Consider the following 16,322-nt stretch of genomic DNA (forward strand, 5'->3'; position numbering starts at 1 on the left):
TCTCCTACTTGTATCTCTATTTGTCTTCTATTCGCGTCAAGCGCCTTAGATGAACTTCTGGGCCTTGAGGTACTCGGCCAGCTTGGCGCCGCCGTCTCCCTCATCGTTAATGCGCTCACCAGCGGTCTTAGCCGGCTTCGGAGTGGAGCCAGTGACACCGGTAGCAGCGTTTTCGAGACCAACCTGCTCTGCCTCAGCAGCAACATCGTCCAGAGTCAGCTCGGTGACCGGCTTCTTCTTAGCGGCCATGATGCCCTTGAAGGATGCGAAGCGCGGGCTATTAGCCTTCTCAGTGACGGAAACGACTGCCGGCAGGGATGCCTTGAGCTGGTAGATGCCGTCTTCGACCTCGCGCTCACCGGTGATGGAGTCACCGTCGATAGCGACGGAACGCAGGTGAGTCAGAACCGGAAGGTCGCGGTAGACACCGAGGATAGCCGGGACGGAAGCGGTGCCACCGTCGGTGGAGGCGTTACCGGTGACGATGAGGTCAACATCTTCGAGGGTGTCAATGACGTTGGACAGAGCCCATGCGGTCTGAACAGCGTCGGAACCTTCAAGTGCGTCGTCCGAAAGAATGACGGCGTCGTCTGCACCCATGGACAGAGCCTTGCGCAGTGCCTCGATGGCACGATCCGGGCCAACAGTTGCGACGGTAACGTTTCCGCCGTGCTCTTCCTTCAGCTGCAGGGCAGCCTCAACAGCGTTCTCATTAATTTCGTCGAGAACTGCGTCTGCAGACTCACGATCGAGGACAAACTTGTCATCGGTGAGCTTACGCTCGGACCAGGTGTCCGGAACCTGCTTGACCAGAACCACGATGTTCGGCATTTTTCTGTCGTCCTTACTGGTTGATTACTGGTGAACGTTTATCTGACCTTACTTCGCAAGCCGCCTCACAATAAAGTGAACCAGGCCACGCTCTAGGTCGTCTGTGTTGAAGATAACAGAACCTATCGCCAATGCGAAGGTGATCCAGATAACAATGTCGTTATTTTTTTAAATTTTTTTCTACACCACGAGCACAGCCCGCCCGCCAACATGCTATTTCCGCATGTCAGACGTTAATAGTACGCAATCAACTGCAGCTATCTCCGCAGTATTCGCCGACAGCAAACACCGATCCCCAACGGGCTACCCCCACCAGTTTTCCGTCGTAAAGCGGTCCTTAACCGATCTCCCGGGGCTGACAGATAAACGCCGTCGCGCTCCGTCCGATGCGCGTGACAACCACCGCCAATGCCCTGGAGCCCTTAAGTTTCCACTGCTTGCGCAACGCGTCGGGGTTGGCGTCTACCCCGCGCACGAGAATCTCCACCGATCCGCAATCCAACGCTGCCAGTGCCTTGCGAACCTGCTTCAACCCCACTTGCTCAATAACTTCGAACCCGGCAATCCCCTGCGGCAAAACATCGCCACTGACGTGCGCAATCCGCTCATCGAGCTGCCAGAGCCCATGCGCCGCCGCAAAATGCCGCACCAGCCCGGCGCGCACAATCGCCCCATCCGGATCAATGATGTACCGGCCGGCAGCGCGCACATCGACGTCGTCAGGCATGGTGTCGTCGTAGGTCTGCACGTCCACCGCCGACAACTCTAACGGCCTGTGCTTATCGACGGTCTGGATAACCATCGCCGATCGCGTTACGGATTGCCCATCGGTAACTCCGGCCAGCCCCGGCGTATATAGACACGCCTCCTTGACCGCACCGTCCACCGAAGTGACAGCCACTTCCCCGCTCCACTCGCTGAAGTCGAGGCCCGGCGCACATTTGATAGCTAGTTCTTTGTCGGGCCAGGCGGCTATGAGCGCCGGCAGCGACGGGAGCAAGTCCTCCGGGTTGGTGATCCTGCGGCCCCCGGAGCGGCGTGCAGGGTCAGCGACAATGACGGGTGCGTCAAAGGCCGGTTGCAAAGCATCGGCCTGCGCGAAAATGTTCTTGCCGACGTTATGCCGCGCCATGGCCAGCCGTGCAAGGTCGAGATCAGACCCGACAACGGTCAGGCCCAGGTGGTCAATTGCTGCCACTTCAGTACCGATGGAGCAGGTCACATCGGCCACTGCTTCGACACCGAGATGCGCAAGCCTACGGGCGCGAGCCATCGCGACGACAAAGGGCGTGGCCTGTTGCGCTGCTTCGGAAGAGAAGATCCAGTCCCCTGGCAGTTTGCTGACCGCCGAACGCCGAGCTGCCGCGACCTCAATGACCGCGCGACCAAACTCGCCACAGTGTTGGCGTAGATGCGCGGAGTCTGCAATCAGAGACTTTTTAGTGAGCGCGAGCTGGTCGGCCTCATCTAGCCACTTCGGGTGAGCAGCAACAGCGGCCACCTCTGCAGCGGACAGGGACACTCGTTATCTCCTTCCAACTAGGGATCAGCCGGTTAACGGGGGTTGAGTAGTCGGCTAACGGTTCATACCTTTGCGCAAATGCCCCATGTGGGTGGCAACGGCAAAGTACTCATCCATAAAAGGTTCCCCGAGGAAGTCACTACTGGTGCGTCGCACCGGAGTGTTTCTGGCCGCCTCGAGAGCCTCCGCCACAGTACTGACACCGTCCAAGCGAGTCAGTTGCGCCCAGGTCGGAGGCATGAGGCCAAGTAGCCCACGGCGCCATCCATCCAAAATCGTAGTCGGGCGGAACCAGCCTGAAGATGATGCCTCAGAGGTGTCACCGTCGGCCCTTTGACCGTCGGGAAGCGCGGCGAGGAAGAAATAGGTGTCGTAGCGAATGGGGTTGGATTCGGGTGTCACCCAGTTAGCCCAAGGACTGACGAGTTCGGCATCGAGCGCCAGATTTTCATTGCTAAGGAAATCCGTCAACGACAACTCGTGGGCTTCCAACTGTCGTCGCTGACGGTGGAAGCGGTGGCCATCTGCGACAATCTCACCGCCAGCATCGCGAACCAGCAGAGTGCCTGTTTCCTCAAAGGTCTCACGCACGGCCGCGCAGGTGAGCGCGTGCGCCCGCGCGCGACCGACGTTAAAAGCCTGCGCGATCCGCGACTCGGGGTCGGCTTCCGACGGTCCGGTCACGGCCATGACCTCATTCGCGACAGCTGGGAAATCACGCCGGTCTACTCCACCGCCAGGAAACACGGTCATGTTGGCCGCAAAGCGCATTGAGGATACGCGTTCTTGAACGTAGACCTCGAGCCCGCAGTGGGTGTCGCGGAGCAGCAACACGGTCGCTGCCAGTTTCGGCGACGCGGGCGTATTCGGGGTTTCAGGTGTCGGAACCGCCATGAGCGTCTACTTCTTCCGGTGCTTTCCAGCAGGCCGTGCCCGGCGCGCAAAGTAGCGATCATCGATGCGATCGACGACGATTTCCTGGTGGAAAGCCCTGGTCAGGTTCTCGCTGGTCAGGACGTCGTCAATAAGCCCCTGTGCGATGACATTGCCTTCGTCGAGGAGCATCGCATGGGTGAAGCCGTACGGAATTTCTTCCGGGTGGTGCGTAATCATCACCATCGCCGGCGCATCCGGGTCGAGTGCGAGTTCGCCTAAGTAACCGACCAGGTCCTCGCGACCGCCCAGGTCGAGCCCGGCTCCCGGCTCGTCGAGAAGCAGCAATTCGGGGTTGACCATCATGGCTCGTGCGATGAGTACGCGCTTGCGCTCTCCCTCGCTGAGAGTGCCCCAGGTGCGGTCTGCAAGATGCTCAGCGCCCATGCGCTCGAGAATCTCGGAGAGCTGTTCGAAATCCATCTCTTCATAGGTCTCACGCCAGCGCCCCAGGACGGAGTAACTGGCGGAAATAACAAGGTCCGCGACCTTTTCGTCATTGGGAATGCGGTGAGCAATCGACGATGATGTCAAACCAATCATGGTGCGCAAATCACGCATGTCGGTGCGCCCAATCTGCTCGCCCATCACATGGGCCACCCCTGAAGACGGGAATTCCTCCGCTGCAGCAATGCGCATCAAAGAAGTTTTGCCTGCACCGTTCGGCCCCATGATGACCCAGCGCTCGTCAAGTTCTACTTGCCAATCGACCGGCCCGACCAGCGTACGGCCACCACGGATGAGGTTTACGTCGCGAAAGTCGAGTAGCAAATCTTCGTTAAAGTCTTCTTCCAATTCAGCCACACATCCATGGTGCCCTAACTTTGCCCAAATGTGCGCTTGGACATTCTCATCTATCCTCGGTAGAGAGCAAATCGAGTTCACTCGAGATGGTTTTGCTTCGATTTTCACCTAGCTCGCCGACAATTAGGAGAACGTCTTTTATGACTGGTCGAATCGGTATTGATGACATCCGTCCTCAAATCAACGGTGGTGCAACTCCATCGAAGGCCGTAGTGGGTGAAGTCGTCCCAACCTTTGCCGTCATTTGGCGAGAAGGCCATGACGCGATGAACGCCACGCTCAACGTCAAGGGACCGAAGGAATCAGCTTTTGCTTCCCGCTCACAGCGCATTCCAATGCACTTTTCTGACCATGATCCAAATCAGGTCAACGCCACCTTCGTCCCAGACGTTCCCGGGCTGTGGACCATTCGCATTGATGCCTGGTCCGACCCGATGGCAACGTGGCGCAACGCTATCACCAAGAAGTTCGAGGCGGGTCAGAGCGAAGCTGAACTCGCTAATGATCTAGAAATTGGCGCCGCTCTCTTCGACCGCGCCGCCGCTGGTGCCGCTGCTATCCACCGCAACCACCTACGCTCCATCGCCGCAGGTCTGCGCGGCGACGGCGATCTTCGCGCCCGCATTGCAGCCGCGCTTTCCGACGAAACCCGCGCCATTTTGCAGGCGCACCCGGTGCGCGACCTTTTGACCCGCGGAAAGACCCGCAAGATCAAGGTTGACCGCCGCGAAGCCCTGTACTCCTCTTGGTATGAGTTCTTCCCCCGTTCCAACGGTGGTTACGGCGAAAATGGCGAGCTGCTGCACGGCACATTCAAGACTGCGGTTGCACAGCTTGATCGCGCTCAGCGCATGGGCTTCGACACGGTCTATCTGCCCCCGATTCACCCAATCGGTGAAATCAATCGCAAGGGTCGCAACAACACCCTGACCCCGGAACCGGGCGATGTCGGATCTCCGTGGGCTATCGGCTCCGCAGAAGGTGGCCACGACGCCATCCACCCGAGCCTCGGTGACGAAAAGGACTTCAAGGAATTCATCAAGGCTGCTAAGGAGCGCGACCTCGAGGTCGCTATCGACCTAGCGCTCCAGTGTGCACCGGACCACCCCTGGGCTAAGGCTCACCCGGAGTGGTTCACCGTGCTGCCGGACGGCACCATTGCCTACGCCGAGAATCCGCCGAAGAAGTACCAGGACATCTACCCGCTGAATTTCGACAACGATGCCAAGGGCCTGTACGCAGAGGTTCTGCGTGTAGTGAAGTTTTGGGTCAAGCGTGGAGTCAAGGTCTTCCGCGTGGATAACCCCCACACCAAGCCGGGCAACTTCTGGGAATGGCTGATTGAAACCGTTCACGAAACCAACCCGGAGGTCATCTTCCTCGCCGAGGCCTTCACCGCCCCGGCCCGCCTCTACGGCCTGGCCAAGGCTGGCTTCACTCAGTCCTACATCTACTTCCCGTGGAAGACTACGAAGGAAGAGCTGACCGAATTCGGCGAGGAGATTACCCGCCATGCGGACATCGCTCGCCCATCCCTATGGGTCAATACCCCCGATATTCTGCATGACTTCCTGGTCAAGGGCGGCCGTGGCGCCTTCGCCATCCGCGCCGCGCTGGCTTCAACCCTGTCTCCGCTGTGGGGCATGTACTCCGGCTTCGAGCTGTTTGAAAACGTTCCGGTCAAGGAGGGCTCCGAGGAGTACCTCGACAGCGAGAAGTACCAGCTCCGCAGCCGCGATTACGACCAGGCACTGGCCACCGGCAACTCGCTGGAGCCGTTCATTGCCACGCTGAACAAGATTCGTCGGGAGCACCCTGCTCTGCAGCAGCTGCGCAACTTGCACTTCCACGACATCGACAATGACAACCTGCTGGCTTACTCGAAGCTCGATCCGGTCACCGGCGATGCCATCCTCGTTGTTCTCAACCTCGATCCGTGGAATGCCCAGGAAGCTACCGTGCACCTCGACATGGATTGCATCGGGCTCCGCAACCACGACCGCATGGATGTCACTGACCTGATTACCGGCAACCAGTTCAACTGGGGCAAGGACAACTACGTCCGCCTGGCACCGTGGGAAAACGTTGCGCACATCATCAAGCTGCCGGAAATCGATGTCAAGCTCCGCCACAAGTTGGCTTGGCGCGACGTCCCCGACTACGAGGGCTAGAACGCTTGCTGGGAACTTTCGGGGTTAGTGGGCCGCTGACCTGACCACTGTCGCAACGATTCGTCGTTAGGCTGGCGGGTGAGTTAGCAGCCCACTGTCCCCTACCTCCCTCTATTTCTTTAAAACTTAACTCAACAACTTCACATTCACCTACCTAGAAACGCTTCGGAAGGACCTTCCATGGGAGCCCACACAGATCCCCGCCTCGCAATTGATTCCGGCGATATGGATCGCCTGCGCTACTGCACCCATCACGATCCGCACAGCATCTACGGCGCACACGTCGTGGACGGTGACACGGTTATTCGCACGAGGGTCTTCGGCGCTCAGGCAGTTACTGTCGTCAGCACGCGCGGCGAGTTTGAAGCGGAGAACCTGGGCGACGGTTTCTTCACCGCCCTCGTCCCCGGCGGCGATGACTTCGACTACCGTCTGCGCATTACGTGGGACTCCGGCGAGACCGTAGAGCGTGCCGACGGCTACCGTTTCCTCCCCACTATCGGCGCTGGTGACCTACACCTAATCGGCGAGGGACGTCATGAGGAACTGTGGAAGGTTCTCGGTGCTCACCTTCGCAGTTACGACACAGAGCTGGGTACGGTCGAAGGCACCTCGTTTACGGTCTGGGCTCCGAACGCACGCGGCGTCGCCGTGGTCGGTGACTTCTGTATGTGGAACGGCGCGCAGTACCCAATGCGCTCTATGGGTGGCGCAGGTATCTGGGAGCTGTTCATCCCGGGTGTGGGTGAGGGCGAAGTCTACAAGTTCGCCATCACGACACCGGAGGGACAGCGTCGCGATAAGGCCGACCCGATGGCGCGTGCTGCTGAGCTCCCACCGGCTACCGGGTCGATTGTTGCGACCTCCGACTACGCCTGGAGCGACCAAGCGTGGATGGAAAAGCGCGCCAACACAGACTGGACCGAAGAGCCCATCTCTATCTACGAGGTCCACTTGGGTTCCTGGAAGCAGGGCCTGAGCTACGAGGTTATGGCGGAGAAGCTGGTGCGTTACGTGGTCGACATGGGCTACACCCATGTGGAGTTCATGCCAGTATGTGAGCACCCGTTCACCGGTTCCTGGGGTTATCAGGTTTCCGGCTACTACGCTCCGACCAGCCGCTTCGGCACCCCAGATCAGTTCCGCGGTCTAGTTGATGCCTTCCACGCCGCTGGCATCGGTGTCATCATGGACTGGGTTCCGGGGCACTTCCCGAAGGACGAGTTCGCACTTGCCCGCTTCGATGGCACGGCTTGCTACGAGCACCCGGACTGGCGCCGCGGCGAGCAGCGCGACTGGGGCACCTACGTTTTCGACTTCGGCCGCAACGAGGTACGCAACTTCCTCTACGCCAACGCACTGTACTGGGCAGAAGAGTTCCACATCGACGGTCTGCGCGTCGACGCAGTGGCTTCCATGCTGTACCTGGACTACTCCCGCAATGAAGGCGAGTGGCTGCCGAACCAGTACGGTGGCCGTGAAAACCTCGATGCTGTTCAGTTCCTGCAGGAATTCAACGCCACGGTACACAAGCACAACCCGGGCTTCCTCACCGTGGCCGAAGAATCTACTTCTTGGCCGGGTGTGACCGCACCTACCGAGCACGGTGGCTTGGGCTTCTCTATGAAGTGGAACATGGGCTGGATGAATGACACGCTGGAGTACTTCAGCAAGGAGCCGATTTACCGCTCCTACCACCACCATGAGCTCACCTTCGCTATGGTCTACGCCTACTCGGAAGAGTTCATTCTGCCGATTAGCCACGACGAGGTCGTGCACGGCAAGGGCTCGCTGTGGGAGCGCATGCCGGGCGGCGATTGGGATAAGGCCGCAGGCCTACGTACTTTCCTGACCTTCATGTGGGCGCACCCGGGCAAGCAGCTTCTATTCCAGGGTCAGGATCTTGGCCAGAACCACGAGTGGAACCACGATGAGTCCGTGGCTTGGGACAACCTCGAAGGTTGGAGCGGCGAATTCCACCGCGGCATTCAGCTGCTGGTTAAGGACATCAACGCCATCTACAAGGAAAACCCAGCGTTCTACACCCAGGATGACCGCCCAGAGGGCTTCCAGTGGATTAACGCGGATGATTCCACAAACAATGTTGTGTCCTTTGTCCGTTACGGCACCGATGACTCGGTCGTCGCCTGCGTCTATAACCTGTCGGGAACCACGCAGGAAATCTACAAGATTGGCGTACCGCGCGGTGGCCAATGGACGGAGATTCTGAACACAAACGCATCGCGTTACGAGGGCTCCGGCTACGGTGAAAACGGTACTGTGACCGCGGTCGAGCACGGTTGGAACGGCCAGGCTCACTCGATTGATTTGGTGCTGCCGGCCAACACCGCCGTTTGGCTGAAGTGGCAGGGCTAGTCCCGAATCCAGCCAAACAAAAGACAATCACATAGGAATTGCCCGTGCTGCACGGTTTTCAGTGATCTGAGTTTCAGCCTGAAAACCTGACTCACGGGCAATTTTGTTTTGGGGAGCGTATCCAGGTCCTATCCACGGAACGGATTGAACCAGTCAGGTTCCAAAGATTCGTTGTAATTCGCAGAATCTGAATCATCGATGTACCCGGATCCATCCATGCTGTCGGTTCCGATACGATCAGGAATGCCGTCGCCATCCTCATCCGCGCTCCACGTCGCAGCCTGCTTAGCAGTCAGTGGCTTGCCATCCTTACCAAGGCGATTGTAATCCGGCAGAAGCTGGGCTATTTGGGAACCCAGCTGGCCGAGCAGGCCGTCGGTAAGCTCATTGAGCGGCACCTCATCAAAGCGCGTCGTAATGGCGTAAGCGATGGGGCCGGCTGCGGTGTACAAAATACCGTGGTCATTAACGCCCTCGGCAGTGTCACCGGTCTTCTGGACTGCGGAGCCGACGTACATCACAAACTTCTGCGAACCACCGTAAGTGAGGTAGGTCAATGCAGTTTGTGCCGTGTCCTTGGTAATGAAGTTGTGCTTTGAGGTGCCATCGGCCACTTCCTGGAGACGTGCCATGAACAGCGCAGCTTGAGAGGGAGTAAACCAGGACCGATCACCGCTGGGATTGGGGATGTTGAACTTGTTGCCCAGGTGGTAGCGCTTGTCATCAACACCGGCTTCCTTGATGGTTTTGTTGACCTCGTCGAAACCACCGACAGCGTCAATCAACCCATTCGCCGCGGTGTTGTCCGAATACCGCATCACGTACTGCAACAGCCCGTCGAGCGTGTATTGGCCAGGGCCAATCACGCTTCCGCCAACACCATTGTCCCAATCGACCGTCACCGTCTTGTCTAGGTCATCGCCGAATTTCTTCAGCGCAGTAACCACTAACGGAGCCTTGATGGTCGATGCGGAGTACTCCTTCGTATCCTCGCCTACCGACGCCGTGAGCCCTTTGTATGGACCGTCAATGACACGCAAATAGACACCTAAATCAATGCCATAGTTGTCGGAGAAACTCTTAGCCGCAGTATCGAGGACGTCCTGTGCATCAGACCAGGTGACTTCCTCGGAAGCATCCCAACCGTTATCTGGAGCATTAGGTTTTGTGGTAGCAGTGGTGGCCTTGGACCCGGTGGTGCTTGGGACATCGATGGTGCACCCCGCCAACAGAGTCGAGGCCGAAAGCGCAACAATGACCGAGGCGGAAGTAGCGCGAAGGGCTTTGGGGCGAAGTCGCATGCAAAACTCCTGGCTGCAGAAAACTGAAGACCAAAGGCACCTAGCGCAGTATGAACTGTCTGAGGTGAACAGGTGGATGAGATGCAGTGGTAACTGCTGTAAACCACTGAGAACTGTTGGAAGATTACCACCTTCCGAAAAATCTCGTTGCACTGGGGCGCAGCTTTTGTGCAACAATGGATTAAATATAGACATGATTAAAAGAATCAATGTCCAACGGTGCACCCAGGCAGTTGAGCTGCACATTTGATGCTTAATGCTTCAACGATGCCTCGTCCGAGACCGCTGCTAGAAATAGCGCACGGCACCGAAAATCGGAGGAAGTGAATCGCAATGAAGGAAAAGGTACATCGCTTGATGGACCGCATGCAGATTCGCCATGCCCATATGCGCAACACCTGGTATGGGCCGGTACTCTCCCCGGTTCTTCTCGTCGCAGGCTTCGTATTGCTCATTGTTGGCATTATCATTTTGCCAACTCCTGCTCCCGGATGGCTCTGCATCTTTGTTGCACTGGGAATTCTCTCGTTGGTGCATCCGCCGACACGTCGCCTGAACATCTGGTTGGCAGCAAAATTGGACGCCTTTTACGCCTGGTATGCGGAGCGTCATGTGGCAATGAAAGCAACACTTTTCCTGTTGCTAATGGCGTTTATGGCCGCTGTAATGGGCAGCGTCTACTACTTCATGGCTCCGGATGACTGGCCATACACCGACGCTTCAAGCTAGGAGCCTGAGCGCTTTCCAGGCTCCTAGTACAGTGCCCCTAGTCCAGTACTCCTAGTACAGTGCGCTAGCCATCCTCCGGCGTGCATCCAATGCCACTGGATCTGCGGTATCGAATAGCACAAGCAGCTCTAGTAGACGCGACTTGATGGCCTCACGGTCATCGCCAAACACCTGCGGGAGCAACTTCAACAAACGATCGAGCGCCTTCGCTGGATCGTCGACAAGCATCGTGACATCCGCGGCATCGAGGGCGAGCGCGACGTCCTTCGGCGCAGCGTCGGCCTTTGCAATTGGATCTGCGCTGCGATCGATTTTGGCAGCGCGGGCGAAGAAGGACACATTCGCGTGAGCGCGCTTCAGCCCCTGATTTGCGGGCTCGGACTGCAGCATAGCGTCATACAGCTCCAACGCTCCGTCGAAATCGCCCTCCTCGAGCAACTCTTCAGCCTGCTCCAAACGCGGGTCATCGGTGGGTACGGGATTGCCGAAGAAGTCAGTCGGCTCCGGAGCCTCCGGCCCGCTGCCCTCCCCAGCCATACGAGTTCCCGCCGGCAACCCCTTGAGACGACCCCGAGTGGCCTTCATAACCTGCGCCAGCCACTGCTCCAGCCAATCCCTGGTTTTCTCGCCGACAAACATGCCAATGGGACTGCCCATAGCCACAGCCGTGACTGTCGGCACTGCCTGCACACCGAATGCCTGGGCCAGCTGCGGATGCTCCTCAGCATCTGCCCACGCCAGGATCCAGTTCAAATTAGCCTCACGGGCCATGCCTTCTAGCTCAGCCCGAAGACGCAACGAATCAGCTGCTCCAGCCATGCCGATCAAGACAATAACCGGGACCTGCTCCGAGCGCAGAACGACTTCTGCCTCAAGGGTCTGCGGGACAATCTCAACTACAGGAGGAAGCCCATTTCCCTGATCACTGGTTGCCCGCTCGATCTCCTCTCGGCGCTTACGTTCGGCTTCGGCGCGCTGGTGGAGCTGCTCCAAATCAACCGTGCCGGGTGGTGGCGGCGGAGTCGAGCACTCGCGGTGACCGTGTGCTCCATGCGAGTGACCATGAGAATGGCCATGTGCGTGACCATGTCCAGCTGGCATCGTCAAAGGGGTTCCTCTCCAGTGTCGTCGTAAAGCCTATGTAAAGACCTATGTAGAGCCTACGTGTCCAATCCGAACAAGAGACTAGTCGGTGGCTTTCAGCGCATCCTCGACCGCATCCACTTTCGCACGCAGCTGCCCGGTATATCCGTTGCGAATGTCCGCTTTGATGACCAGAGAAGTACGCGGACTGACACGGCTGACTGCTTCCGTAGCTCGCTTAATGACATCCATCACCTCATCCCATTCGCCTTCAACTAGGGTGAACATGGCATTGGTCTCGTTGGGCAGGCCGGATTCGCGCACAACACGCACGGCTTCAGCAACCGCCTCCGCCATTCCCTGCTCGGGATCGGAGAAAGTGGGGGCAACAGAAAATGCGACAATCATGCCGCCGATAATAGCGAGTACCCTGGAAACTATGAGTGAGACACAGATTCCCGTTCCCCATAAGTACGTAGTCGCTGTCGATCACGTCGGCGTCGCAGTCCCGGATTTTGATGCCGCTATTGAGTGGTACCGCGCAAACCTTGGTTTCATCAACTACCACGATGAAGTCAATGAAGAGCAGGGCGTCCACGAGGCCATGGTCGGCCCGGCCGACAAGGTTGAAGGTGGCACTCTGGTTCAGATTCTCGCGCCACTGAACGACCAGTCCACGATTGCAAAGTACCTGGACAAGAAGGGTCCAGGAATCCAGCAGTACGCAGTTCGCGTCACTGATCTGGAGGCGCTGATGGCGCACCTGAAGGAGCAGGGCACCCGGGTGCTGTACCCGGAGCCGAAGATCGGTACCGCAGGTTCGCGCATCAACTTCATCCACCCGAAGGATGCCGGTGGCGTCCTGCTGGAGCTCGTTGAGCCGGCTAAGTAGATCTATCCCCAGCGGCGCGTGATAGTGCGGTGAGCTCTGTTGCGCCAGCAGTTAGTGTGCCAATGACGCCGGTCATCGGCGCCTGCACCATAATCCTGCGGCCAAGCTACGATGTGCGAGGTCCCGGGCATGATTTCCTGGTCGCACCCTGGACAGCGATAAACCTTTTTCGACTGTCCAGCGCTGATGTTACGCACCGCAAAGTCCACGTCCTGCCAACCGGCAGGCCCAGATTCAGTGCGGGTGTTTTGGAAAGAACTGCCAAATGCGGGCAGGCTGCCGCGATTCTGGCCGTGGTTATTACGCCCGCCGCGTTGGTTGCCTCGTTGATTACCGCGCCGCTTGTGGTTTCGCCTAGGCATGGCTAGAACAACCGCAATTCATTGGACTCCAGGCCACGCAGGGCGTCGTAATCCACGGTCACACAGCGAATCCCACGATCCTCTGCCAGAGTCTTGGCCTGTGGCTTAATCTCCTGGGCAGCAAAAATCCCTTCCACCGGTGCCAGCAGCTCATCGCGGTTCAGCATCTCCAAGTAACGGGTTAGCTGCTCAACACCGTCGATACCGCCCCGACGCTTAACCTCGACTGCAACGGTGGCGCCGTTTTCATCGCGGCCAAGCAGATCCACCGGTCCGATCGGGGTTGGGTATTCGCGCCTAATCAGGGTGTAGCCCTCGCCGAACGTTGTGAACTGATCTGCAAGCAGCTCCTGTAGATGCGCTTCTACCCCGTCCTTCTCCAGGCCAGGGTCCTCTCCCAGTTCGTACGTGCTATCAGCCAGCACCTTGCCGATAGTGATACGAAGCTGCTCGCCCTTCTTATTCTCAACGACCCAGAGCTTTTCACCAGTGTCTTCACCCGACTCGTCGAGAATATCCTTCTCCGTCAGCGTGCACGGCGGTGTCATCCAGTTTAGAGGCTTATATGCACGGTCGTCGGCATGCACAGAAACAGACCCATCGGCTTTCACCAACAGCAAGCGCGGGGCATGAGGCAGATGGGCATTCAAGCGACCGACATAGTCAACGGTGCATTCAGCAATCACAAGGCGCATTCCCCTACCCTAACGTGACTGCCGCGCGGGAGAAAACAATACCCACTAGAGCCTTAGCAATAGCCTCTCGTAAGAGACTAGTACTGACTTCCCCGGCCACGGTTATAAGCCGAACGGAAACGTCGCTCAATATCTGTAGGAAACTCACGAGTCTGGCGTGACGACGGCTTCGACTCCACCCACGCCACCAGGGCAGTGTCCGAGGACGAGTCCACGGCAAACTCCCATTCGGTATTTTTCCCCGTTTTAATCCTGACTACCCGAAGCCCGGGCGCGAAAAAACCCGCCTCGATGTCAGTCGGATCTCGGCGATCCACAATAGTGACATCGTGACGGGCAAATTCGGCATCACAGCCAGGACGCAGCGAACGTAGCTTGTACATCTTCAACGTCGACTCTGAATAAACAATGACACCATGGCGCCAATGACTGCCATCACCTGCAGGAAGGCGACGAGCAATAACAGGAGTACCTTTTGCATGCAGGCTGGCGAAACGCCACAGGGCAAGGACCCCGCCGACGATCAACATCGCACCGATAATCATGAACATGATTGACATCATGGTTACGCTTGAAAACACTATCTGCCAGCCTCGCATCCGGGTGAATAGACGACGAACCTTGGTTCAAAAGCGCTTTAGAGGCTTTTTACAAACCCTACCCGATTGTTGCACTGACATGAAAAATAACTAAGAAAAACGGGGCGGGAAGCTGGCAAGATTTCTCTTGCGAGCTCCCCGCCCCGTTTAAAGAAGCAGGAAGAATACGGTCGTGCGACCGGATGTTCAGGCGAAAAGACTAGTTGATGGAAGCGCGACGAGCCGCGCGGACCTCCGACTCAGCCTGAGCCTTTACTGCAGGGTCATCCGAAGTCAGGTTGGACTCGGCCTCGGAGAGGTTAACCTCGTCAGCCCAGACTGCCTTATCCGCGAGGATCGAAACCTTCGAGGTAGACACGGAAATGAACCCACCCTGTACCGAAGCGACAAGAACCTTGCCGTCTGCGGTCTTGATGGTCACCGTGCCGTTGTTGACCAGCTGGCCAAGCAACGGCTGGTGTCCGGGCAGCACGCCGATCTCACCCTCGGTGGTCTGGGCAGAGACCAAAGTGGCCTTGCCCTTCCAGAGCGGTCGCTCAACGGCAACCAGTTCAGCGGTGATTTCAGCCATGAGGATGCCCCTTACTTCTTCTGCATTTCAGCGTACTTCTTCTCGACATCGTCGAGGCCACCCAGGCCGTCGAAGGCCATCTCCGGGTAGTTGTCGAAGTCGCCCTTGCAGATGCGGTCGAAGGCAACAATGGTGTCCTTCAGCGGGACGTACGAACCAGGCAGACCCGTGAACTTCTCAGCAACGAAGAAGTTCTGACCCAAGAATCGCTGGATACGACGTGCACGCTGCACGGTCACCTTGTCCTCCTCAGACAGCTCGTCCATACCGAGGATGGCGATGATGTCCTGGAGTTCCTTGTTCTTCTGCAGGATGTTAATAACCTGCTGAGCAACTCGGTAGTGCTCCTCACCGACGATCGACGGCTCGAGGATACGAGAAGTCGAAGTCAGCGGGTTCACTGCCGGGTAAATACCCTTCGATGCAATCGAGCGGTCGAGCTCGGTGGTTGCATCGAGGTGGGCGAAGGTCGTTGCCGGAGCCGGGTCGGTGTAGTCATCGGCAGGCACGTAGACGGCCTGCAGAGAGGTAATCGAACGGCCCTTGGTGGACGTAATGCGCTCCTGCAGAACACCCATCTCGTCAGCCAGGGTCGGCTGGTAACCCACGGCGGAAGGCATACGACCCAGCAGGGTCGAAACCTCAGAACCGGCCTGGGTGAAACGGAAGATGTTGTCAATGAAGAGCAGCACGTCCTGGTGCTGAACATCGCGGAAGTACTCTGCCATGGTCAGACCCGACAGCGCGACACGCATACGGACTCCCGGCGGCTCGTCCATCTGGCCGAAGACAAGGGCGGTGTCCTGGAGAACGCCCATCTCTTCCATTTCCAGGAAGAGGTCGGTGCCCTCACGGGTACGCTCACCAACACCGGCGAAGACCGAAGTACCGGAGAACTCGCGTGCAATACGAGTAATCATCTCCTGAATCAGAACGGTCTTACCGACACCGGCACCACCGAACAGACCAATCTTGCCGCCCTTAACGTACGGGGTCAGCAGGTCGATGACCTTAATACCGGTTTCCAGAATCTCGGTCTTGCCCTCGAGCTGGTCGAAGGCCGGCGGCTCACGGTGGATGCCCCACTGCTCACCATCGCGACCCAGGCCCGGCTCATCCAGGCAGTCGCCCATTGCGTTAAAGACGTGACCCTTGACGACGTCACCAACCGGAACCGAAATCGGCTTTCCGGTGTCCTTGACCTCTGCACCGCGGACCAGGCCGTCGGTCGGAGCCATAGCAATGGTACGAACCATGTTGTCACCGAGGTGCTGTGCAGTCTCGAGGACAATGGTCTTGGCGACCGAAGGAAGGGTAACTTCCACGGTCAGCGCGTTGTAAAGTGCCGGCAGTTCGTTACGCGGGAACTCCACGTCGACGACGGCACCGATGACACGCACAACACGGCCCACAGCCGTGGTGGTGTTCTGCTCACTTAGAGCTGTGCTCATAT

Annotated in this window: 15 protein-coding genes; 4 read left to right on the forward strand and 11 right to left on the reverse strand. The window is 58.0% G+C overall.

The genetic code is table 11. The features are described from left to right. Positions 1–45: 45 nt before the first annotated feature. The 4 genes from ADM64_RS10315 to ADM64_RS10330 form a co-directional block, all read right to left on the reverse strand. Positions 46–831, reverse strand: coding sequence for an electron transfer flavoprotein subunit beta/FixA family protein (locus ADM64_RS10315; RefSeq protein WP_049194091.1), 786 nt, complete (start codon positions 829–831; stop codon positions 46–48). Between the two features lie 337 nt (positions 832–1,168). Next, positions 1,169–2,353 (reverse strand): THUMP-like domain-containing protein, encoded by a 1,185-nt coding sequence (locus ADM64_RS10320; protein ID WP_049194092.1) that lies wholly within the window; start codon positions 2,351–2,353, stop codon positions 1,169–1,171. Between the two features lie 54 nt (positions 2,354–2,407). Beyond that, positions 2,408–3,247: an NUDIX hydrolase gene (locus ADM64_RS10325; protein WP_049194093.1), complete on the reverse strand. Its 840-nt coding sequence runs from the start codon at positions 3,245–3,247 to the stop codon at positions 2,408–2,410. A 6-nt stretch (positions 3,248–3,253) separates the two neighbouring features. Then, positions 3,254–4,090: an ABC transporter ATP-binding protein gene (locus tag ADM64_RS10330; RefSeq protein ID WP_049194094.1), complete on the reverse strand. Its 837-nt coding sequence runs from the start codon at positions 4,088–4,090 to the stop codon at positions 3,254–3,256. A gap of 140 nt (positions 4,091–4,230) precedes the next feature. Between ADM64_RS10330 and ADM64_RS10335 the strand changes: the two genes are divergently transcribed. Together ADM64_RS10335 and glgB are read left to right on the forward strand one after the other, a co-directional pair. Continuing rightward, positions 4,231–6,261, forward strand: coding sequence for an alpha-1,4-glucan--maltose-1-phosphate maltosyltransferase (locus tag ADM64_RS10335; RefSeq protein ID WP_049194095.1), 2,031 nt, complete (start codon positions 4,231–4,233; stop codon positions 6,259–6,261). Positions 6,262–6,441: 180 nt separating this feature from the next. Then, complete coding sequence (gene glgB / locus ADM64_RS10340) at positions 6,442–8,637, forward strand: 1,4-alpha-glucan branching protein GlgB (RefSeq protein ID WP_049172061.1); 2,196 nt, start codon at positions 6,442–6,444, stop codon at positions 8,635–8,637. Between the two features lie 128 nt (positions 8,638–8,765). Here the strand turns inward: glgB and ADM64_RS10345 are convergent, their stop codons facing one another. Continuing rightward, positions 8,766–9,938, reverse strand: coding sequence for a serine hydrolase (locus ADM64_RS10345; RefSeq protein WP_049190092.1), 1,173 nt, complete (start codon positions 9,936–9,938; stop codon positions 8,766–8,768). Between the two features lie 333 nt (positions 9,939–10,271). Here ADM64_RS10345 and ADM64_RS10350 point away from each other — a divergent pair, with 333 nt between their 5' ends. After that, entirely contained in the window at positions 10,272–10,667 is a 396-nt protein-coding gene (locus ADM64_RS10350) for a TIGR02611 family protein (RefSeq protein WP_016422463.1), read from the forward strand. A 51-nt stretch (positions 10,668–10,718) separates the two neighbouring features. On the opposite strand, the gene ADM64_RS10355 is transcribed toward ADM64_RS10350, so the two are convergent. Together ADM64_RS10355 and ADM64_RS10360 are read right to left on the reverse strand one after the other, a co-directional pair. Then, positions 10,719–11,768 carry a co-chaperone YbbN gene (locus ADM64_RS10355; protein ID WP_049172058.1) on the reverse strand — a complete coding sequence of 350 codons (1,050 nt, stop codon included), beginning with the start codon at positions 11,766–11,768 and terminating at the stop codon, positions 10,719–10,721. 84 nt (positions 11,769–11,852) lie between these two features. Continuing rightward, positions 11,853–12,158: a thiamine-binding protein gene (locus tag ADM64_RS10360; RefSeq protein ID WP_049172056.1), complete on the reverse strand. Its 306-nt coding sequence runs from the start codon at positions 12,156–12,158 to the stop codon at positions 11,853–11,855. A 31-nt stretch (positions 12,159–12,189) separates the two neighbouring features. Between ADM64_RS10360 and mce the strand changes: the two genes are divergently transcribed. Continuing rightward, the gene (gene mce, locus ADM64_RS10365) at positions 12,190–12,642 is read left to right on the forward strand and encodes a methylmalonyl-CoA epimerase (protein ID WP_005509354.1); all 453 of its coding nucleotides are present in this window, start codon (positions 12,190–12,192) and stop codon (positions 12,640–12,642) included. Positions 12,643–13,006: 364 nt separating this feature from the next. Here mce and nucS read toward each other — a convergent pair whose 3' ends face one another. The 4 genes from nucS to atpD form a co-directional block, all read right to left on the reverse strand. Beyond that, complete coding sequence (nucS, locus tag ADM64_RS10375; protein ID WP_005509457.1) at positions 13,007–13,699, reverse strand: endonuclease NucS; 693 nt, start codon at positions 13,697–13,699, stop codon at positions 13,007–13,009. Positions 13,700–13,776: 77 nt separating this feature from the next. Then, the gene (locus tag ADM64_RS10380; RefSeq protein WP_016422460.1) at positions 13,777–14,280 is read right to left on the reverse strand and encodes a DUF2550 domain-containing protein; all 504 of its coding nucleotides are present in this window, start codon (positions 14,278–14,280) and stop codon (positions 13,777–13,779) included. 217 nt (positions 14,281–14,497) lie between these two features. Then, positions 14,498–14,869 carry a F0F1 ATP synthase subunit epsilon gene (locus tag ADM64_RS10385; protein ID WP_049194097.1) on the reverse strand — a complete coding sequence of 124 codons (372 nt, stop codon included), beginning with the start codon at positions 14,867–14,869 and terminating at the stop codon, positions 14,498–14,500. An 11-nt stretch (positions 14,870–14,880) separates the two neighbouring features. Beyond that, positions 14,881–16,320, reverse strand: a complete 1,440-nt coding sequence (gene atpD, locus ADM64_RS10390; protein WP_005509621.1) for a F0F1 ATP synthase subunit beta — start codon at positions 16,318–16,320, stop codon at positions 14,881–14,883. Between the last annotated feature and the right edge of the window lie 2 nt (positions 16,321–16,322).

This window comes from Corynebacterium sp. 401_CJEI (assembly GCF_001076435.1).
Lineage (GTDB): Bacteria > Actinomycetota > Actinomycetes > Mycobacteriales > Mycobacteriaceae > Corynebacterium > Corynebacterium jeikeium_D.